At 52.0% G+C, this 20,500-nt stretch carries 21 protein-coding genes and 1 tRNA gene; 9 read left to right on the forward strand and 13 right to left on the reverse strand.

Features of this window, described 5'->3' with window-relative positions; translation table 11 throughout:
- The first annotated feature begins 66 nt into the window (after positions 1 to 66).
- Complete coding sequence (locus ABRZ26_RS09825; protein ID WP_319604086.1) at positions 67 to 1,089, forward strand: tyrosine-type recombinase/integrase; 1,023 nt, start codon at positions 67 to 69, stop codon at positions 1,087 to 1,089.
- A 190-nt stretch (positions 1,090 to 1,279) separates the two neighbouring features.
- On the opposite strand, the gene ABRZ26_RS09830 is transcribed toward ABRZ26_RS09825, so the two are convergent.
- From ABRZ26_RS09830 to aspA, 5 genes are all read right to left on the reverse strand, one after another.
- A tRNA-Phe gene (locus ABRZ26_RS09830) sits at positions 1,280 to 1,355 on the reverse strand.
- Positions 1,356 to 1,481: 126 nt separating this feature from the next.
- Positions 1,482 to 2,057, reverse strand: coding sequence for a transcriptional regulator (locus ABRZ26_RS09835; RefSeq protein ID WP_319604087.1), 576 nt, complete (start codon positions 2,055 to 2,057; stop codon positions 1,482 to 1,484).
- A 44-nt stretch (positions 2,058 to 2,101) separates the two neighbouring features.
- The gene (locus tag ABRZ26_RS09840) at positions 2,102 to 3,805 is read right to left on the reverse strand and encodes a protein-disulfide reductase DsbD (RefSeq protein WP_319604088.1); all 1,704 of its coding nucleotides are present in this window, start codon (positions 3,803 to 3,805) and stop codon (positions 2,102 to 2,104) included.
- A complete protein-coding gene (gene cutA / locus ABRZ26_RS09845; RefSeq protein ID WP_319604089.1) occupies positions 3,781 to 4,113 on the reverse strand; it encodes a divalent cation tolerance protein CutA in 333 nt (110 codons plus the stop codon). The genes ABRZ26_RS09840 and cutA overlap by 25 nt, the downstream gene beginning before the upstream one ends.
- A gap of 131 nt (positions 4,114 to 4,244) precedes the next feature.
- Positions 4,245 to 5,684: an aspartate ammonia-lyase gene (gene aspA, locus ABRZ26_RS09850; protein WP_319604090.1), complete on the reverse strand. Its 1,440-nt coding sequence runs from the start codon at positions 5,682 to 5,684 to the stop codon at positions 4,245 to 4,247.
- A 382-nt stretch (positions 5,685 to 6,066) separates the two neighbouring features.
- On the opposite strand from aspA, the gene ABRZ26_RS09855 reads away from it, so the two are divergent.
- The 5 genes from ABRZ26_RS09855 to ubiA all read left to right on the forward strand — a co-directional run bounded on the left by ABRZ26_RS09855 (position 6,067) and on the right by ubiA (position 10,498).
- Positions 6,067 to 6,537: an FxsA family protein gene (locus tag ABRZ26_RS09855; protein ID WP_319604091.1), complete on the forward strand. Its 471-nt coding sequence runs from the start codon at positions 6,067 to 6,069 to the stop codon at positions 6,535 to 6,537.
- 221 nt (positions 6,538 to 6,758) lie between these two features.
- A complete protein-coding gene (locus ABRZ26_RS09860) occupies positions 6,759 to 7,052 on the forward strand; it encodes a co-chaperone GroES (RefSeq protein ID WP_048636335.1) in 294 nt (97 codons plus the stop codon).
- A gap of 47 nt (positions 7,053 to 7,099) precedes the next feature.
- Positions 7,100 to 8,752 carry a chaperonin GroEL gene (gene groL / locus ABRZ26_RS09865; protein WP_319604092.1) on the forward strand — a complete coding sequence of 551 codons (1,653 nt, stop codon included), beginning with the start codon at positions 7,100 to 7,102 and terminating at the stop codon, positions 8,750 to 8,752.
- Positions 8,753 to 9,088: 336 nt separating this feature from the next.
- Positions 9,089 to 9,610 carry a chorismate lyase gene (ubiC, locus tag ABRZ26_RS09870; protein ID WP_319604093.1) on the forward strand — a complete coding sequence of 174 codons (522 nt, stop codon included), beginning with the start codon at positions 9,089 to 9,091 and terminating at the stop codon, positions 9,608 to 9,610.
- Positions 9,611 to 9,634: 24 nt separating this feature from the next.
- Positions 9,635 to 10,498 (forward strand): 4-hydroxybenzoate octaprenyltransferase, encoded by an 864-nt coding sequence (ubiA, locus tag ABRZ26_RS09875; RefSeq protein ID WP_319604094.1) that lies wholly within the window; start codon positions 9,635 to 9,637, stop codon positions 10,496 to 10,498.
- Positions 10,499 to 10,662: 164 nt separating this feature from the next.
- On the opposite strand, the gene plsB is transcribed toward ubiA, so the two are convergent.
- Positions 10,663 to 13,143, reverse strand: coding sequence for a glycerol-3-phosphate 1-O-acyltransferase PlsB (gene plsB, locus ABRZ26_RS09880; RefSeq protein ID WP_319604095.1), 2,481 nt, complete (start codon positions 13,141 to 13,143; stop codon positions 10,663 to 10,665).
- 127 nt (positions 13,144 to 13,270) lie between these two features.
- On the opposite strand from plsB, the gene ABRZ26_RS09885 reads away from it, so the two are divergent.
- Positions 13,271 to 13,636 (forward strand): diacylglycerol kinase, encoded by a 366-nt coding sequence (locus ABRZ26_RS09885; protein ID WP_319604096.1) that lies wholly within the window; start codon positions 13,271 to 13,273, stop codon positions 13,634 to 13,636.
- Positions 13,637 to 13,744: 108 nt separating this feature from the next.
- The gene (gene lexA, locus ABRZ26_RS09890) at positions 13,745 to 14,353 is read left to right on the forward strand and encodes a transcriptional repressor LexA (RefSeq protein ID WP_208228569.1); all 609 of its coding nucleotides are present in this window, start codon (positions 13,745 to 13,747) and stop codon (positions 14,351 to 14,353) included.
- Between the two features lie 980 nt (positions 14,354 to 15,333).
- On the opposite strand, the gene zur is transcribed toward lexA, so the two are convergent.
- Positions 15,334 to 15,843 (reverse strand): zinc uptake transcriptional repressor Zur, encoded by a 510-nt coding sequence (gene zur, locus ABRZ26_RS09895; protein ID WP_319604097.1) that lies wholly within the window; start codon positions 15,841 to 15,843, stop codon positions 15,334 to 15,336.
- 113 nt (positions 15,844 to 15,956) lie between these two features.
- The gene (locus ABRZ26_RS09900) at positions 15,957 to 16,670 is read right to left on the reverse strand and encodes a pirin family protein (RefSeq protein ID WP_319604098.1); all 714 of its coding nucleotides are present in this window, start codon (positions 16,668 to 16,670) and stop codon (positions 15,957 to 15,959) included.
- A gap of 116 nt (positions 16,671 to 16,786) precedes the next feature.
- Here ABRZ26_RS09900 and ABRZ26_RS09905 point away from each other — a divergent pair, with 116 nt between their 5' ends.
- On the forward strand, positions 16,787 to 17,683 hold the full coding sequence (locus tag ABRZ26_RS09905; RefSeq protein WP_319604099.1) for a LysR family transcriptional regulator: 897 nt from the start codon (positions 16,787 to 16,789) through the stop codon (positions 17,681 to 17,683).
- 67 nt (positions 17,684 to 17,750) lie between these two features.
- Here the strand turns inward: ABRZ26_RS09905 and ABRZ26_RS09910 are convergent, their stop codons facing one another.
- The 5 genes from ABRZ26_RS09910 to ABRZ26_RS09930 all read right to left on the reverse strand — a co-directional run bounded on the left by ABRZ26_RS09910 (position 17,751) and on the right by ABRZ26_RS09930 (position 20,494).
- Positions 17,751 to 18,743, reverse strand: a complete 993-nt coding sequence (locus tag ABRZ26_RS09910) for a glutathione S-transferase family protein (RefSeq protein ID WP_319604100.1) — start codon at positions 18,741 to 18,743, stop codon at positions 17,751 to 17,753.
- Positions 18,744 to 18,842: 99 nt separating this feature from the next.
- Positions 18,843 to 19,238, reverse strand: a complete 396-nt coding sequence (locus ABRZ26_RS09915) for a DoxX family protein (RefSeq protein WP_319604274.1) — start codon at positions 19,236 to 19,238, stop codon at positions 18,843 to 18,845.
- 256 nt (positions 19,239 to 19,494) lie between these two features.
- Complete coding sequence (locus ABRZ26_RS09920; RefSeq protein WP_319604101.1) at positions 19,495 to 19,782, reverse strand: YqjK-like family protein; 288 nt, start codon at positions 19,780 to 19,782, stop codon at positions 19,495 to 19,497.
- The gene (locus tag ABRZ26_RS09925) at positions 19,779 to 20,174 is read right to left on the reverse strand and encodes a phage holin family protein (protein ID WP_319604102.1); all 396 of its coding nucleotides are present in this window, start codon (positions 20,172 to 20,174) and stop codon (positions 19,779 to 19,781) included. The genes ABRZ26_RS09920 and ABRZ26_RS09925 overlap by 4 nt, the downstream gene beginning before the upstream one ends.
- A gap of 14 nt (positions 20,175 to 20,188) precedes the next feature.
- A complete protein-coding gene (locus ABRZ26_RS09930) occupies positions 20,189 to 20,494 on the reverse strand; it encodes an ElaB/YgaM/YqjD family protein (protein ID WP_319604103.1) in 306 nt (101 codons plus the stop codon).
- Positions 20,495 to 20,500 lie beyond the last annotated feature (6 nt).

The raw sequence follows: 20,500 nt of genomic DNA on the forward strand, positions 1-20,500 counted from the left end.
GACTAATTTTTTAGTCTGCACACAGCAAAGGTGTATTTTGTGCTCTGTAAATATAAGGGAAAATATATGTCTGATAAGTCAATGATCTGGGATGAATTGGTAGATGAATATTTTTTTTCTCATAATCTTCGCAGAGCGACAGAAATCAGCTATTTAAAAGTGGTTAATGGTTTCAAACGATACATGGGCGAGGGGGTAGAGCCAAATCAAATAACACACAGAGATGTGTTGAGATGGCGACGAAATATCTTGAAAGAGAGAAACTTATCGGCGCATACCTGGAATAATAAAGTAGCGCATATGCGAGCAATATTTAATTTTGCTATAGAGCAGCAATTAATCGAACAGGAAAAGAATCCGTTCAACGATGTGGTTGTGCAGAAGGATCGTAAGAAAAAGAAAACCCTGACGCGTGAACAACTAACGACAATTTATCTCCTTATGCAGCGAATAGAAACCGAAGATCCTCATTCGACCTGGGGACAACGGTGTGCGCTTTATCCCGCCTGGTATTGGCTGACAGTCCTCGATACTCTGCGCTATACCGGCATGAGGCAGAATCAGTTGCTGCATATCCGGTTACAGGACATCAATCTCGACGAGGGATATATTGAATTGCGGCTGGAAGGGAGTAAGACGCACCGTGAGTGGCGTGTGCCGGCCGTTCGTCAGTTACGCACCCGATTAGCCGCTTTATTGGCTCGTGCGAAACTGGCCGGGGCACAGCCCGCCGATGTGTTGTTTGATGTCACCCGCTTTATGAAATCCCGTCGGCACCAGGACGAGTATCAGTACGATGAAGCGAGAGCATTACAAACGACCCGATCATTTTTTTATCGCCTGTCCCGTGATTGCGGGTTTGCTGTATCTCCTCACCGGTTCCGACACACGCTGGCGACGGAACTGATGAAGGCGCCCGAGCGCAATCTTCAACTGGTCAAGGATCTGCTGGGGCATCGCAGTGTGAGCACGACAATGGAATACATTGAGCTGAATATGGAGATAGTAGGGCGAACGTTGGAAAAAGAGCTGGCGTTACATACGGATATTTATGCGCAACCCGTTTTACATGACTTGACAGTAATGTAATTCACTGTAACCATAAGCGGGAACGAGAAAAGGGAATCTGCGGGCATGCAGATTCCCTATCTTGAGGATTCAGTTCTTATCCACAGTGCAGCCTTTTCGACTGTCTCTGCACCGGAACGATTTTATGACCGAACCCTGTATTAACCGCCCGTTAAGTTTCTCACTCTTAACCAGCGTGCTTTGATGCAAGTGGTGCCCGGACTCGGAATCGAACCAAGGACACGAGGATTTTCAATCCTCTGCTCTACCGACTGAGCTATCCGGGCAACGGGGCGCATTAAACCGTATTGCCTACGCGTCGTCAACGGATTTATGCGCTAAACCGTGGAAAACCCTGCCGACTGCCGACTTTTCAGCCAAAGCGCGGGGCGCGCCACGTTTGACTGCTGATGTCAGGTCAATGCGCCATTTTTGCGACAAAGGGAAATACGTAAGATGTCTTCCGCCAGCCGTTGTGCCGTCGCAATACTGGATGCCTGATGTTTTACCAGCAGCTTGCTTAAGCAGCCTTCCAGAATCAGTTCCATCTGTTGCGCCACCATTTCCGGGTCGTCCGTTTCCAGCTCATCCAGCAAATCGCGCGTGTAGCGATAAGACGCCTGTTTTTGCTGTTCGGCGATTTGGTGAATAGGATGGTTAATATCAGGAAAGAAGCTACAGGCGGCGATAAACAGGCAGCCGGGATAGCGCTGTTGTTTTACCGCATTATGCAAAACCTGATACCTCGCCAGCAGTTTTTGCTCAATACTTTTCGTTTCATCCAGCAGCACCTGCCGCCGCCAGACATCAACCTGTTGACTGTGGTAGCGCAGGCTGTCATAAAGCAGGGCTTCCCGGTCGGGCCAGAACGGCTGTAGCTCAGCCAGCGGAACGTCCAGTTTTTTAGCCAACATGTCCAGCGTGGTCATGGCGAAACCGTGTTGCTCTAACAGAGTGAGCGCTTGTTCAAGTACCTCTTCCCGTTGCATTGGGTTTCCTCCAAAAGAGCTGTGGCCAGAAAGAATAGTGTCGTTTATGGGGCGAACTTCTGCAAATGCGCCTGAAATTTCTCCGCATCCATAAAACCGGTGACGCGTGAGCCGGGGATCTCTTTGCCTTGCGCATCAAAAAACAGGATGGTGGGCAACCCCAGAATCTGTAGCTGCTTCAACAGATCGCTCTGTTCTTCCCGATTTTGGGTGACATCCGCCTGCAATAACGTCATGCGCGATAAACGTTGCCGTACGCTGTTATCGCTGAAGGTGTATTTTTCAAACTCTTTACAGGCCACGCACCAATCGGCGTACAGATCGAGCATCACGGGTTGGTGGCTTGCCGCCAGCGCATGATGCAAACCGGCGACGTTCGTCACCGGTGTAAAATCGAGAGCGGATGAAGCAGGTTGTTGTTCCGAGAGCTCAGGGGACAATACCCAATCCTGAAGCGGCCTGGCGCTGACTAACGCGCCAGCCAGCAGCAATAGCTGAACGCCGCGCATCCAGCCTTTGCCGCTGCGTAAGCTCAGTGCGAATGCCCAGCCGAAAAAGGCGACGCCCAGCAGACTCCACAATCTGACGCCCCAGTTTTCACCCAGTATGCGCTCCAGCAGAAAAACCGGCAGCGCCAGAATAACAAAGCCGAAGGCTTCTTTGACGTATTGCATCCACGGGCCGCTGCGCGGCAACAGCCGGTTGCCGAATAGCGTGACCAGAATCAACGGCAGCCCCATGCCGAACGCATACAAATACAGCGAACCGCCTCCCGCCCATAAATTACCGCTTTGCGCGATATAAAGCAGGATGGCGCTAAGCGGCGCGGTGGTGCAAGGCGAGCAAATCAGTCCCGCCAGCGCTCCCATGCTGAATACGCCGACCAGCGAACCGCTTTGCTGGCGATTGCTCCATTCCGTCAGCCTGGTCTGTATGGCGGACGGCAGTTGCAGGGTATACAGGCCGAACATCGACAGCGCCAGTGCGACGAACAGCGCCGATAGGCCAATCAGCACATACGGATGTTGCAGCGCGGCCTGAAAGCGTAGTCCTGCGGCGGCGACGATCAGCCCCAGCAGCGTGTAGGTCAGCGCCATCCCCTGTACATAAGTCATCGACAGCCAGAAGGTTCGTCGGGGCGTCAACTGCGTTTTCCTGCCGAGCACCAGGGCGGATATCAACGGATACATCGGCAACACGCAGGGCGTAAACGCCACGCCGATGCCAATCAGCAACGTCCACCAGGGGGAGAAGGGCAGCGGCGTTGGCGCGGGCTGTTGTACGGAGCCTCCGCCGGCGGACTGGACCAACTGGCTCAACGGGATGATGCGCGTCTCCGGCGGGTAGCAAAATCCGGCTTCGGCGCAGCCCTGATAGCTCACTTTTACCGTGGCGTTTTCCTGCGCCTGACGCAGCGGTACGGTCAGCGCCAGATGTTGTTTATAAATGAAAACCTGACCGAAATAGTCATCCTGATGGCTGATGCCCGCCGGCAGGTTGATCTCGCCAAGCGCCGCGTCGCTGCTTTCCAGCTTTATCTGCTGACGGTAGAGGTAATAGCCAGGCTGTATTTGCCAACTCACCGTGAGTTGGTTATTCCGTTGCTGGAAGTCAAAGGCAAAGGCTTGATCGACAGGTAAAAACGATGAGCCGGCATGATTGCCGAAGCCGGCTTGACCAAAAGGGGAGGCGGCGGCGGCAAGCGCCGCGCCGAGCAGGATAATCAGCGTAAAGATGCGGTGAGCCATGTCAGATAATCGTTGTCGCCATGCAGTACCGGTAACACCAGCAGTTCCGGCGTTTGATAAGGATGGTGTTGTTTCAGGTGAGTCAGCAGGGCGTGCTGATGTGACGTATCGCTTTTGATCAGCATTTGTACTTCTGATTGCCGCTCCAGTTTGCCTTCCCAATAATAAAGCGATTGAACGCCGGGCAGCAGCGTCACGCAGGCGGCGAGTTGCGTTTCCAGTAATGATGCGGCAAGGCGTTGCGCGCAAGGTTCGTCTGGCGCGGTACAGAGTATGACGACGGCATCGCAAGCAGGACGGTCTGACATCGTGGCCTCCGTTTATGGTGAACATGAGGAACACTATACCTTGCTTTGTATCCTGAGGGGAATCGCGCGGCCGGCGCGGTTAAGACACAGGCACGCCGTTTTCAGGAAACGGCGTGCCTTAAGGCGGAGAATTAAGGCTGTTCGTTCTCGTCGGTGTAACGTTTGGCTTTGTACGCCGGGTGCATCAGGTTCTGCGTGGAGAAAATATCGTCCAGTTCGGCTTCGGTTAGTAAACCGCGTTCCAGAACGACTTCGCGCACGCTTTTGCCGGTTTCGGCGCAGATTTTGCCGACGATATCGCCGTTGTGGTGGCCGATGAACGGGTTCAGGTAGGTGACGATGCCGATGGAGTTGAAGACATAGGCTTCGCAAATCTCTTTATTGGCGGTAATGCCGCTCACGCATTTTTCCAGCAGGTTGTAGCAGGCATTGGACAAAATATGCGTCGACTCAAACATTGCCTGACCGATAACCGGCTCCATAACGTTTAACTGAAGCTGTCCGGCTTCAGCGGCCATCGTGACGCAGGTGTCGTTGCCGATCACCTTGAAGCAAACCTGATTGACCACTTCCGGCACCACCGGGTTGACTTTGGCCGGCATGATTGATGAACCGGCCTGCAACTGCGGCAGGTTGATTTCGTTCAAACCGGTTCGCGGCCCGGAGGACAACAGGCGCAGATCGTTGCAGATTTTCGACAGCTTCACGGCCACGCGCTTAAGCGAACTATGCACCATAACGTATGCGCCGCAGTCGGAGGTCGCTTCAATCAGATCTTCCGCGGGTACGCACGGCAGGCCGCTGACTTCCGCCAGGCGTTTTACCGCCAACTGCTGATAGCCGTCCGGCGTGTTGAGCTTGGTGCCGATCGCCGTCGCGCCCAGATTCACTTCCAATAACAGTTCCGCGGTACGCAGCAGGTTTTTATTTTCTTCTTTCAGCAACACATTGAAAGCATGGAATTCCTGACCCAACGTCATGGGAACCGCATCTTGCAGTTGGGTGCGTCCCATTTTCAATATGTTTTCAAACTCTTTGGCTTTGCGTTCGAAGCCGTCGCCAAGCTGCGTCAGCGAGTCAATCAGTTTCAGAATCGAGGCGTACACCGCGATACGGAATCCGGTAGGATAGACGTCATTGGTTGATTGACACTTGTTCAGGTGATCGTTGGGATTGAGATACTGGTATTCGCCTTTTTGATGTCCCATCAATTCCAGACCGATATTGGCCAACACTTCGTTGGTATTCATATTTACCGAGGTGCCAGCGCCGCCCTGGTAAACGTCAATCGGGAATTGATCCATGCATTTGCCGTTATTCAGCACTTCATCACACGCCTGGATAATGACATCGGCAATTTTTCGGGGGATAGTTTGCAGTTCCTTGTTCGCCAGTGCAGCAGCTTTTTTAACCATGACCATACCGCGTACAAATTCCGGAATGTCGCTGATTTTACTGTTACTGATGTAAAAATTTTCGACAGCCCGTGAGGTATGAACGCCATAATAGGCATCAGCGGGAACTTCTTTGGTACCTAACAGGTCTTCTTCAATACGAAAATTATCTGACATGAGAGCCTTCTCTATATTCTACCGACTAGAAATTGTTTGAACTAATTGCACTGTCACGGACATGATTGCAGAATGTTTAACTAAAACCATGCTCATTATCGTGATGATATGCTGTACGTATCAAAAAAATAGTAGCCTGGATCACTATCTGATCTTTCCATTACACTCAGATAAATGAACTGTGATAGTCGTCACGACTGGCTACTTTAAGATAACAAATGGCTTTGTCATAGCTTGAAAACAGCCGATCTCGCTACCACCTCAGTAGATTATAATGTGCAGTGCAGCGATGCCTGGTCATATTTGTTTTCTATAACATAATTTGTTTACAACAATAGCGCTTGTTTTTAACAGCGGGCGTTATCAAAAACAGGAGAATCAGGTGCGCTGGTTACCATTGCTGTTAATTTTTCTTTTCGTTTACATAGAGATATCTCTGTTCATTCAGGTGGCGGAGGTGCTGGGCGTCGCAATAACCCTGTTGCTGGTGGTGTTCACTTCCTGCGTCGGCGTGTCGCTGGTGCGCAATCAGGGAATGAAAACGATTGTGCAAATGCAACAGAAAATGGAACAGGGAGAGAGCCCCGCGGCGGAGATGGTGAAAAGCGTATCGTTGGTGCTGGCGGGATTCCTGCTTTTGGTGCCGGGCTTTTTCACCGATTTCCTGGGACTGTTGTTACTGTTGCCGCCGGTACAAAAGCGCCTGACCCTTAAGCTGATGCCGCATTTGCATATCTGGCGTTCCGGCCCCGGCGCGTCGGCTTCCGGCGGCAATACGTTTGAAGGCGAGTATCAGCGTAAAGATGACGCCGGTAGAAATATTGAGCATCAGGATAAAAACGACGATCGCTGAGCGTGTGATAAGTTAAAAAGCAAACAAGGATTATCATATTGATAATCCTTGTTTTTTATTTTATTGAGTATAAAAAGTCATCGTTTGACGCAAAAAAAATGAATTTCCTCCCTTGAAGGGGTAAGAAACGCCCCCATCTAGAACACCACAAGGCCGGATATGAGGGCATATCCGGCGTTTATCCCAAAACTGATATGGACTTTCTCAAAGGAGAGCTATCAATGAAAATTCGTCCATTGCATGACCGCGTGATCGTCAAGCGCAAAGAAGTTGAGTCCAAATCTGCTGGCGGTATCGTTCTGACCGGCTCCGCCGCAGGTAAATCTACCCGTGGTGAAGTACTGGCCATCGGCCATGGGCGCATCCTGGAAAACGGTGAAGTTAAACCGCTGGATGTGAAAGTAGGCGATATCGTTATTTTCAATGATGGCTATGGCGTGAAGGCAGAGAAGATTGATAACGAAGAAGTCTTGATCATGTCTGAAAGCGATATCCTGGCAATTGTTGAAGCGTAATTGCGCGTAACTCATCTGAACTGAACGAATTTAAGGGAAATACACCAATGGCAGCTAAAGACGTAAAATTCGGTAATGACGCTCGCGTAAAAATGCTGCGCGGCGTAAATGTACTGGCTGATGCAGTGAAGGTTACCCTGGGTCCTAAAGGCCGTAACGTGGTACTGGATAAATCCTTCGGTGCGCCAAACATCACTAAAGACGGCGTGTCTGTTGCGCGTGAAATCGAACTGGAAGACAAGTTCGAAAACATGGGCGCTCAGATGGTTAAAGAAGTCGCCTCCAAAGCGAACGACGCGGCGGGCGACGGTACGACCACTGCGACCGTGCTGGCTCAGTCCATCATCACTGAAGGTCTGAAAGCCGTTGCCGCGGGTATGAACCCGATGGATTTAAAACGCGGTATCGATAAAGCTGTTATCGCCGCGGTTGAAGAATTGAAAAAACAATCCGCCCCTTGTTCTGATTTCAAAGCCATCGCACAGGTTGGCACCATCTCTGCAAACTCCGACGAAACCGTGGGTAAACTCATTGCGGAAGCCATGGAAAAAGTGGGCAAAGAAGGCGTTATCACCGTTGAAGAAGGTTCCGGTCTGCAAGACGAGCTGGACGTAGTTGAAGGTATGCAGTTCGATCGCGGCTACCTGTCCCCTTACTTCATCAACAAGCCGGAAACCGGTTCTATTGAACTGGAAAGCCCGTTCATCCTGCTGGCTGACAAGAAAATCTCCAACATCCGCGAACTGCTGCCGGTTCTGGAAGCCGTCGCTAAATCAGGCAAACCGTTGCTGATCATCGCAGAAGATGTTGAAGGCGAAGCGCTGGCGACATTGGTGGTTAACACCATGCGCGGTATCGTGAAAGTGGCTGCGGTTAAAGCGCCTGGCTTCGGCGATCGCCGTAAAGCGATGTTGCAGGATATCGCTATCCTGACCGCAGGTACGGTTATCTCTGAAGAGATCGGTCTGGAACTGGAAAAAACCACGCTGGAAGATCTGGGTCAGGCAAAACGCGTTGTTATCAACAAAGATACCACTATCATCATCGACGGCGTGGGCGACCAGGCGACTATCGAAGGTCGTGTTACTCAGATCCGTCAGCAGATTGAAGACGCGACTTCAGACTACGACAAAGAAAAACTGCAAGAACGCGTGGCCAAACTGGCTGGCGGCGTAGCCGTTATCAAAGTCGGCGCAGCAACTGAAGTTGAAATGAAAGAGAAGAAAGCGCGCGTTGAGGATGCTCTGCACGCTACCCGTGCGGCAGTTGAAGAAGGCGTGGTCGCCGGTGGCGGCGTGGCGCTGATTCGTGCGGCTTCCTCCATTGCTGCGACTGGCCTGAAAGGCGACAACGAAGACCAGAATGTCGGTATCAAAGTTGCGCTGCGCGCCATGGAATCCCCTCTGCGTCAGATCGTGGTTAACGCCGGCGAAGAAGCCTCGGTTATTGCTAACACCGTTAAAGCGGGTGAAGGCAACTATGGCTACAACGCGGCGACTGAAGAATACGGCGATATGCTGGAATTCGGTATCCTGGATCCAACCAAAGTGACCCGTTCCGCTCTGCAATACGCAGCTTCTGTCGCCGGTCTGATGATCACCACCGAATGTATGGTGACCGATCTGCCGAAAGAAGAAAAAGTAGATTTAGGTGCAGCCGGCGGTATGGGCGGCATGGGCGGTATGGGCGGCATGATGTAATGCGCCGTCGCTGCCATGAGGGCTAATATTCTCATGGCGGCATGACCCGCTTTACATTTGTTTTCTCTATGCTGTACAAAAGGCGCTGTCTGGTGAACAACACTGGTCAGCGCTTTTTTTACGTTGTTGCCGGTTCGCCGCCGTTTTTTGTTTTCCTGCCTGTTTTCTTCTTGATTTTCATCTTGTTTCCTGGCTTTTTACTCTTCTGTCCGCCTGGCGAGAATGTTATCGTCTCTGGCATCAATAGGGTGAGAACGTGTTATCAGGGCGCTATTCTGCGCTACAATATGAGTCGCTTACTTTATTTACGAATTCCCCCCGAGCGGAGTAGGGATAATGTCTGACGAGGCGCGATTTTCCCTGCGTACGACGGAATGGTTTACCGCACGGTCGGCGACAATTCCTGCGCATATCCGGGATTGGCTGATGGAAACGAATTCAATGACGCTGCGTCTTGAAGGACATTGCGATCGGCTGACGGTATCTGTCCGCAATGAATGCTTTATTTCGCCGGATGAACTGAATGATGAACGTGTCCATTTGCCCGTTAGCGAGCGTTACTGGTTGCGTGAGGTTGTGCTTTATGGCGACGGGCGTCCCTGGTTATTCGGTCGAACCTTGATTCCCCGGCAAACGCTGGCGGGAGCCGGTATCGACTTGACGAAAGTCGGTAATGTGCCGCTGGGGCGTTATCTTTTTCAACATGACGCGTTGACGCGTGATTATATACATACCGGACTCTGTGAAGGGTTATGGGCGCGGCGTTCCCGTTTGCGTCTTTTTGGTCATCCGCTGTTGTTGACCGAGCTATTTTTACCAGAGGCGCCGCTTTATTTGACGGATGGCCGTGAAGGCTAGCCGGTAATTGAGGAGATTAGTCCGTTGGAAAGAAGTGTAACAGCGGGGAAATGGCTGGCTTACTGTCGGTTGATGCGTATTGATAAGCCAATAGGTTCTCTGCTGCTGCTGTGGCCGACGTTGTGGGCGTTATGGTTGGCTGGGCGAGGAACTCCCGAACCGTGGACATTGCTGGTTTTTGTCGCCGGCGTCTTTTTGATGCGGGCGGCGGGCTGTGTGATCAATGATTATGCCGATCGTCATTTTGATGGACACGTCAAGCGTACGGCTTCACGTCCGTTGCCTAGCGGCATGGTCAGCGAGCAATCGGCCAAAATTTTGTTTGTCGTGTTGGTTTTGCTGGCATTCGGTTTGGTCTTGACGCTGAATATGATGACGATCTGGCTGTCTGTCGCCGGACTGGCGCTGGCGTGGATATACCCATTTATGAAGCGTGTCAGTCACTTACCGCAGTTTGTACTGGGCGCGGCGTTTGGCTGGTCGATACCGATGGCCTATGCGGCGGTTAGCGAGTCGCTGCCTGTGACCTGCTGGATGATGTTTCTGGCCTACGTCTGCTGGACGGTCGCTTACGATACGCAATATGCCATGGTTGACCGGGATGACGATCTCAAGATCGGCATCAAATCCACCGCTATTTTATTCGGTCGCTATGACAGGTTGATAATCGGCCTGCTGCAACTGGGCGTGCTGCTGCTGCTGGCGGCGCTCGGCTATATGATAGCGTTGGGGCCGGTATTTTACGTGGCGCTGCTGGTTGCCGCCGGGCTATTTGTTTATCAGCAGAAGCTGATCGCCGGGCGGGAGCGGGATGCGTGCTTTCGGGCGTTCAAGAATAATAACTATGTCGGCATGGCGCTGTTTATCGGCGTGTTGTGCGGTCTGTAAATGGCAAGGCGGCGTAAGCGCCGAGCCACCCCATCCCAACTCGCCCCTTCGCAGGTAGAAAGCCAGTTCGGTATCTTTAATGGGTTAGCGCCTCCCCCTGGTAAGGAGGAGGTCGGGAGGGCGTTTCGGTACTTTACCAATGGTGCGAAGCGGCGAAAGAGCGCTTACGCCGGAGGAGAATTCTCTTCGCTTATCGGCTTTTCGCTGTCGGTCACCGTCAGCGCCGGCGAACTGGCGCTCTCGATGGTCAATCTGACTTCCGGGGTGATTAAATCCGCCAGGATGTTGTAGATCTCCAGAATATCCCGCTGCGGCGCCTCGCTGCTGTCCGTGATGTAGCCTTCGGTACGCAAAGTCGCCACCAGCGTTGAAAACACCGCTTTATCGAAGAACTCCGGTGCATTGATGCCGTGCAGAACCGACAGCCGCTGCGCCATATTGCGGCTCTCTTTTTCCAGCGCTCCGCGATTAATGCCGGGATTAGCCCCCAGCAGCGACAGCGTGATGGCATAGCGTTGCAACGTTTCCCGAACGCCGGCCGCCAGCAGTTGCAGCGTACGGATACGCGCCGGATTGATAAGCAACGTATCTTCCTGGGTGCATACCAACTCTTGCCGCGCCAGTTCATCCTTCAGTGCAGACAACACAGCCGGCAGTTCATCTTTGCCGTAATGCAGGAACAGTTCCGCCTGAAGCAGTGGATAAACCAGCGTGATCTGACGGATCAATTCAGGCATGGCGATGCGGCGATGATGGATCACCATGCTGGCAATCAACGACGGCAGGATCAGCAGATGTTGAATATTATTGCGGTAATAGGTCATCAGCACCGCCTGTTCCCGCGGCAGGATAATAATGTCGCCGATACTGTCTTTTTCGACTTCAAATTTATCCATACTCAACGCATGTTCCAGCAATTCGGCAGGCGTTTTTTGCGGCGCGGTGATGTCCTTGTGATAAGGCACATTACGCAGAAGTTGCAGGTAGCAATCCAGTTGTTCGTGCATTTGCTCTCTGGTGAGCGAGCGTTGGCGTGAAGCCAGCAATGCGGTGGAACAGAGGTTCATGGCATTTGCCGCGGCGGCGTTGTTGATGCGCGTCATGATATCCAGCGCGACATCCTGCACCGTTGGCGTTAGCCAGCTTGGACGCTGCGCTTCAATGGGATCGATGGCATCACGCCATTGCGGCACATGCTGATTCAGATAGGTGGTTAACGGCAGGGGCTCGCCGAAGTTCACATAACCCTGTCCGAGGTTACGCAGCTTGCGTAAGCCGCGCACCATCTGCATAAACCCTTCTTTTTCCTTGGTCGCGCCGCGCAGCTCTTTCGCATAGGTGCCGACTTCCATGACATGCTCGTAGCCCACGTAAATCGGCACTAAGGTAATGGGGCGCGTACCGCCGCGCAACATGGCCTGGATCGTCATCGCCAGCGTACCGGTTTTCGGTTCCAGCAAACGGCCGGTGCGTGAGCGACCGCCTTCCACAAAGTATTCGACAGAGTAGCCACGGTTAAAGAGTTCCGCCAGATACTCGCGGAAAATGGTGGAATACAGCTTGTTGCCTTTGAACGTGCGGCGGATGAAGAAGGCGCCCAGGCGACGGAAGATCGGGCCGGCAGGCCAGAAATTCAGATTGATCCCGGCGGCGATATGCGGCGGAACCAGTCCCTGGTGATAGAGTACGTAGGACAGCAGCAGATAGTCCATGTGGCTGCGGTGGCAGGGAACATAGACAATCTCGTGTCCGTCCTGCGCCAGTTGACGTACTCGCTCGGCGTTATGGACGTTGATCCCCTGATAGAGGCGGTTCCAGGTCCAGCCTAATACGCGGTCCGATAAACGGATGGCTTCATAAGAAAAGTCGGCGGCAATTTCTTCCATCAAGGCAATGGCGTTTTGCTGCGCGCGCTCGCGCGAGAGCTTTTTGCTGCGCGCTTCGTCATCCACGGCTTTTTTGATCGCTTTAGAGTTCAGGAGCTTATTAAACAACTCCTGACGCACCGGAAGACGCGGGCCTACCGCCGCCAAACGCTGGCGGGAAAAGTGCATGCGGGCCACGCGAGCCAGTTTGTGAGCGATGGTCTTATCCGTGCCGTGCTCGGTCGCCATATAGCGCAAAGACACCGGACTGGAAAAACGGACAAAGCTGTCCCGACCCAGCCATAATACGGCAAAAAATTTCTCAATGCCGTTAAGCAGGCGCAGATGCGGCGTCGCCTGATTCTGCTGTCCTTCGCGGCCGGGGGAGCGGCCGAACATGACGGAGACCGGCACCATTTGCACGTCCAGTTCCGGATTGTTTCGATGCAGATCCAGATAGTCGTGAAACAGTTTTACGGATTCCTGTTTGGGAACGTAATAGCGGAATACGCGCGGGCCATCGTTAATGAAAACGTGGCTGGGCAATTGCGATCCGTCAATGTCGACCGGCTGGAGCGGATCGGGAAGACCCAACGCCAGACATTTCGCCCTGAGGGTCAGTAAATCCGCCTGCGAATTGTAAGGCAGCACATAGAGGATCGGGCGTGAGGGATCCAATCCCAATTCAGCCACGGGATCTATGGGTATGACCTTACTCTTCACTAACAGTTTGAGTGGAAAATTCAGTAAGTTATAGTAAATTTTACGCCAACCTGACATAACAACTTGAAGCCTCTTGTTAGCAATGCGTCGCAAGGATACCAGAAACTGCGCTGGAGATCTGTTGTGATAAGACAACGGTTAAGCGGTAAAATGCGAGCGAACGCTGATAAATAATGGAGGATGGATGAACAAAGCAACGGGGATAACCCGGATAATCAAAGCTACCGGCTATTCCCTACAGGGATTGAAGCAGGCGTGGCGGCATGAAGCGGCCTTTCGTCAGGAAAGTCTGCTGGTCATTGTCGGGGCGATCGTCGCCTGTCTGTTGCCTGTCACCCTGGTCGAAAGACTGCTGCTTATCGCCTCTGTCGTGTTGATCATGCTGTTTGAACTGGTTAACAGCGCGATTGAAGCGGTCGTCGATCGCATCGGTCTTGAGCATCATGAATTATCAGGCCGGGCAAAGGATATCGGCTCGGCCGCGGTGTTTGTCGCCATTCTGCTGGCGGTCGTCGTCTGGGGCGCTATTCTCTGGCAGCGTTTTGCGTGAAGGCTTGCAGAAATCAATAAAAACCGAGGTTTACTCACATCCTGGTTCCCAATTGGCAATTAGCTGTATATACTCACAGCAAAACTGTATAAACAACCAGGGGGCGGAATGAAAGCATTAACAGCCAGACAGCAGCAGGTTTATGACCTGATCCGCGATCATCTTGCACAGACCGGTATGCCGCCTACGCGAGCGGAGATTGCCCAACAGCTGGGATTCCGTTCGCCGAATGCCGCTGAAGAGCATTTGAAGGCGCTGGCGCGTAAAGGCGTTATCGAAATTGTCTCCGGCGCATCGCGCGGCATCCGTCTGTTGATGGAAGAAGAGGCTGGCATTCCGTTGATTGGCCGCGTCGCCGCGGGTGAGCCGCTGTTGGCTCAGCAGCACATCGAATGTCATTATCAGGTCGACCCGTCCATGTTTAAACCCAGCGCCGATTTTCTGTTGCGCGTCAGCGGAATGTCGATGAAAGATATCGGCATTATGGACGGCGATTTACTGGCGGTGCATAAAACGCAAGATGTGCATAACGGGCAGGTCGTCGTGGCGCGCATTGAAGATGAAGTCACGGTTAAGCGCTTGAAGAAGCAGGGTAACACGGTGCATCTTCTGGCGGAAAATGAAGAGTTTGCGCCGATTGTCGTCGATCTGCGTCAGCAAAGTTTTTCCATTGAAGGGCTGGCGGTCGGCGTTATTCGAAACGGCGACTGGAGCTGATTCCGGCTATTGCCAATCTGATTCCCATCCTGACTGGTTAGTTTCACGTATGACGGAGATATTCGCCTCAGCACTGAGGCGAATATCGCCATCCTATTTCAAACCGCAGAGGCGTCGGTTTTGTAACGCGTTTTTTCCGGACCGCGGTACGCCGTGTTAACGCTCGCGCCTGGAAACGCTTCATTTCCCTTGAATAGTGATATGAAACAGCTTTTGCCGATCTATTTAGGCGCGTTTTAGCGGATTTCAATATTTATTGAGCCTATATTTACGATACATTTTGTTGCATTTAATCCTGCTTTTTGTCGGGTGTTATTGGCTGATTTTATTTTTTGATCAAAGCGCTTTTTTTATTAAACGATTAATGCGGGTTCTTGAAGGCGTGTTATAAATAATATTGTGGAACTATTATTTTTCGTTAATATTTCAGCAGGTTTTTTTTGCGGCTTGTTAGTTATTCGATTTCATCACTGACTTTTGCCAATGGCGCGGAAATGCGCTATACCCTAAATAATTCAAGTAACAAAACCAACGTATCTGTCACTTGCAGTATGACGTGTCGTGCCAGGTATAAAGAACAAGGCGTCAGACGCGCTACTTAAAGAGACGGCAACGAATCAGCAACGCGAATTCTGATGGATGATAAGTCGACTCATTATGGCTGAAAAGATTTTCTGGTAATTAAAATCCAGACGTATTACGTTAACTAAAATAATCGGCTGAAAAAAAGAAGTAAAGGTATGGGGAAGCAAAAATAAGTTCGACTGCTAACCGGTAATGCCGGTACGTTCAGGTACGGAATAAGTGGCTCCTGTGTCGAGGTGTTAACCATTGACTGTATTTGCGGCGGTACCGGAATGCAGATTGGGAAAAGATACGTGGTTTATTTCTTTTCTTGCCAACTGCAAAAAACCGGGTTCAGCGATATAACGGGAACAACGGATGTTCCCACCCATCCTTATCATTACACCATCGCTGCGCTAGCGTTTTTTGATGGGTATGGAATGGTCGTGATCGCACTGCTCGGGATGTTTACAGGCGGCGACTTCCTGACAATCCTTACACAATCCATGGGCTTCAATAATACTATGGCGCAAAGTGAATCCCGCCTGTTGCGCCAGCTGGCGCAGCGTTTCTTCCACGCCTTCCGTCTGGCGTTCGGTGACCAGACCACAGCGATCGCAGATAAACAGCGCTGAAGTATGGCTGTGATCTTCGATGTGATGGCAAAGCACATAGCTGTTGGTTGACTCCACGCGATGGATGAAGCCTTGTTCCAGCAGGAAATCCAGTGCGCGGTACACCGTCGGCGGCTTCGCCTGCGGTTCGGATATCCGTAACAGGTCGAGCAGATCGTATGCGCTGATGGCGCCAGTCTGTTGAGCCATCAGGCGTAGCACTTCCAGCCGCTGTGTTGTCAGGCGTACGCCGCGGTGCTGACAAATCTGTTCAGCCTGGGCAAGTAGTGTGTCCTGATTGGTTGAAGCCATTGCCATATACCCCGACGCATAGAGAAGATGGTAGATATCTTACCACGGCTGAGGGAAAACGTAGACTCGGTGACGTCTGGTTGAATAGCCTGGCGACGATGAGCGGGGAAAAGCTAAACGACCAGATCGATCAGCAACGCGCGAAACGGGGATTCAGACTGGATGGTCAACTCGTTTTCCTGCTGGATAAAGGCGCCGTCGCCGCAATGCAGCGTGTCACCGCTATGCTTGTGGCTGCTGATGGCGGCTGAACCATGAATTGACTGAAGATAGGCCCGATTGCCGTTCAGTTTAATGGTTTGCCGCTCATTTTTTCGCAACTCAATATGATGGACCCATACTTGCTGGCGGAGCTGCAAACTGTTGTTTTCCCCTTCGGGCGAGGCCAATAAACGGTGACCCGCGTTATGGCGATCGGTTTTCAGCGTTAATCGTTGCAGCGGACTGTTTTCCCGCGTCGGGCAGGCGTCCAACCATAGCTGCATTCGCGTCAGCGGTTTACTGCCGCTGGTGTTGTGTTCGCTATAGCTGATATTGGGCTGGGTCGCCAGCAGCAGCACGTCGCCGGCTTTGGCATGGATATGCAGACCATGGCTGTCGCGATATTCCGCTTCACCTTGCAGGATGATATTTAAGATATCGACGCGTGGATAAGTTCGGGGTTGGAACGATGCCCCTGGCGTCAATACTTCCTGATTCAGCACGCGCAGCGAGGCATAACCCAGCAACTGTGGATCGAAGTAATGGCCGAAAGAAAAAGTATAACGCGCCTGCAACCAGCCATAGTCAGCCTGACCGCATTGTTCCGCTGCTCTTTTTATGATCATGGTAGTAGGACCCGGATAATGGATAATATTGCTTAAACAAATAGTAATTGTGTGGACGTTGGATTGTTAGCTAGTTAATCTGGTGAGTATATTCAAAATTCCTGAATGAGTCGAAAATGTCAAAAGAACGCGCATTGACGCTGGAAGCATTGCGAGTCATGGATGCGATTGAGCGTCGGGGAAGCTTTGCGGCGGCGGCGGACGAACTGGGCCGCGTACCCTCGGCCCTCAGCTATACCATGCAAAAACTGGAAGAAGAATTGGACGTCGTGTTGTTCGATCGCTCCGGACACCGCACCAAGTTCACCAACGTCGGCCGTATGCTGCTGGATCGCGGACGTATCTTGCTGGAGGCGGCCGATAAGCTGACCTCGGATGCGGAAGCGCTGTCCCGCGGCTGGGAGACGCATTTGACCATCGTGACCGAAGGCCTCGTCCCCTGCGAGAAGCTTTTCCCTTTATTAGATAAATTATCGCTAAAAGCCAATACGCAGGTTTCCATTCTGACGGAAGTGCTGGCGGGAGCCTGGGAGCGTCTGGAACAGGGGCGGGCGGATATCGTCATTGCCCCGGATATGCATTTTCGTGCCTCTGCCGAAGTGAATACCCGTAAGCTGTATACGTTGAGAAATATTTATGTCGCCAGCCCCGATCACCCGATACACCAGGAGCCGGAACCGCTTTCCGAAGTAACCCGTGTAAAATACCGCGGTATTGCCGTTGCGGATACCGCTCGCGATCGTCCGGTATTGACCGTACAACTGCTGGATAAACAGCAACGACTGACCGTCAGCTCTATGGATGATAAACGGCGGGCGTTACTGGCCGGGCTGGGCGTGGCGACCATGCCTTATCCCCTGGTGGCTCAGGATATCGCCGAAGGGAGATTGCGGGTGATCAGCCCGGAATATTCTCTGCAAAGCGAGATTATCATGGCCTGGCGGCGTGACAGCATGGGGGAGGCGAAATCCTGGTTTTTACGGGAAATTCCCAAATTACTGAATCACGCCTGAGATTTCCCGCCGTGAACAGGAATACAGGGAAAGACGAGATGTTTCCACGTCTTCCCTGTTTATTTATCTATTGGCCGGCGAATTTCGTTTCCCGCCCATGGGGGCTGTTCAGATCCTGCGCAGGGCCTAACGATATCACCCCGTGTGGATTGATGGTGCCGTGACTGCGGTAATAGTGGTGCCGAATGTGCGCCATATCGACGGTATCGGCCACGCCGGGCATCTGGTAGATATCGCGTAAAAAGCCATACAGATTCGGATAATCGCTTAAGCGGTATTGGTCGCACTTGAAATGCGTATGGTAGACCGGATCGAAGCGTATCAACGTCGTCCACAGCCGTAAATCGGCTTCAGTAAGATCTCTCCCCGTCAGATAACGTTGCTGTGCCAGAATCGATTCCAACCGGGACAAGGCGGCAAAAACTTCTGTGGCGGCCTCATCATAGGCCGACTGGCTGGTGGCAAAGCCGGCTTTATACACGCCGTTGTTCACCTTGTCATAGATCCAGCCGTTCAGCTCATCAATTTGGGCTTGCAGCGCCGGCGGATAGTAATCTCCCGGCTGCGCGCCGATATTGTCGAAAGCGCTGTTGAACATGCGGATGATATCAGCCGACTCGTTACTGACTATCGTATGTTTTACGGTGTCCCACAGTACCGGTACGGTAACCCGCCCGCTATAGTCGGGACTGGCGTGCAGATAAAGCTGATAGAGAAATTCATGCTGATAGAGCGAGTCGCCGGTGGCGCCGGGGAAATCGGTGCCGAATGTCCAACCCTGGTCCAGCATTAACGGGTGTACTACCGAAACGGGAATGTGCGTCTCCAGCCCTTTTAAATGGCGCATCAACAAGGTGCGATGCGCCCAGGGGCAGGCGAGGGAAACATACAGATGATAACGCCCCGACTCCGCCTGAAACCCGCCGTCGCCGGTCATGCCCGGTTTCCCGTCTGGCGTAATCCAGTGACGGAAACGTGATTCTGAACGCTTAAAACGACCGCCGGTAGATTTGGTTTCATACCAGGTGTCGTGCCATACGCCGTCAACCAGTTGTCCCATGGATCCTCCCGTTGATTAAACCATAGGGAACGGCGACAAGCGCGTAGGGCTACGTCTTGTCGCCGTTCTGTTTATCGGTCTGGCAGGAAATGGTTTTCCTTACCACTTTTTGTTCAGCAGACGGTCGATACTGTATAAGCCAGGACCGGTCACTGCTAATAATAGATAACCGCCGGCGATAGTCAGGTTTTTCATAAACATGACCTGGTTGACGCCTTCCGCAAAGTTAGTGTGGAAAATCAGCGCGGTCAGTATGGTGAAAGCCACGGTGAACAGCGCCACGGTGCGGGTCAGGAAACCAAACAGGATCGCCAGACCACCGCCGAGTTCCAGCAGAATCGTCAGCGGCAACAGGAACGTGGGAACGCCCATGGCCTGCATATATTGCTGAGTCCCGGCATAAGCATCACCCAGCTTGCCATAACCCGCCACGATAAACAGAATAGGCATTAAAATACGAGCAACTAACAGAGCAATACTTTCTAAATTTTTCATCATCTCTCCAATGTATTTCTTCAACGGCTTTTATCGCCATGTGTATGTTAGTAGCAGGTGTTTAAGGAAAAATGTCCTGCCGCCAGGTCATGAGGGTAATACTATCGGGAGATGGCATAAGGTTACAGCGAGTATAATTGTCGGTTTATTTCAGAAAAATTGATGTTTGGTTTGTCGCTATAACGGACGCAAGCAAAGCGAGCGCCTAATAAAATAATAAAAGAAGGTTGCCACAGGGCAACCAGGATGCGCGCGGCTAGCGACGGGGGAGGGCGAGGGTTTTGCGAAGAAAACGAAACGTCCCCCACAAACCAATCGCGCGACGCCCCCAAAGGATTAGCCGACTGGGATGGCGTATGCCGTAAACAGCGATAAGACCGGTACCGACGACCCAATACTTTCGCCATTGCATTAAATTGCCCCAATAGCGATCGATCGGGGCGGTCGATTTCAGCAGGTATTGTTTATTCGCCGATAAATCCAGCCTTTGCTGTTGGATTTTACGTAGCAGCAGGATTTTTTCTTTATCACGCTGCTGACTCATTTGGATTCGTCCTCCAACAGCGCACGATCGGTTGCCAATTCTTTACGGGTTGATTTGAGTAGCGTCGGTCGCCGCACCTTTAGCAAGGTCCATATGCCGAGAATGAGGGATAACCCAAGCAACGCGGCGGTAATGCACCCTAATGCAAACAGGCGATATTGAGGATCGATTCCCCAAATAATCAATGCAATCAGGCTCATTAAACCAAAGGTGGCGAAAAGCAACGTCAGCCCGGCCATTATCAGCAACTGAATCAGATTGGCTTTCTCTTCTTCCAGCTCGATAACCGCCAGGCGAACGCGAGTTTCAACCATACTGACAATAATGGTGATGATGCGTTGCGCGGAGGATATGACCCCGCTAGCGGGGCCTTGTCGTTGTTTATCAGTCATAATGGTCAGGGCAATTAACGACGGGCAAGCAGGACGCCAAGTACGACGCCAACGGCTGCGCCGATCCCCACGCCGGTCCACGGATTTTCACGGACATAGTCATCCGCATATCCCACCGCTTCACGAGTATGGGTGGCGATACGATCGCCGGTATCACTCAGGCGAGAACGTGTTTCTTTCAGAGCTGTTTCAGCTTTACTGCGAAGCTTATCCAATTCCGATTTGGATTTATCGCTGGAGGAGCTTAATACTTCTTCCAGTGTATCCGCCAGTGATTTCAATTCAGCGCGTAAAATCTCGGAACTTTGGTCTTTAGCCATCTTAGA

The sequence above is a fragment of the Brenneria sp. L4-2C genome (assembly GCF_040240335.1).
Lineage (GTDB): Bacteria > Pseudomonadota > Gammaproteobacteria > Enterobacterales > Enterobacteriaceae > Brenneria.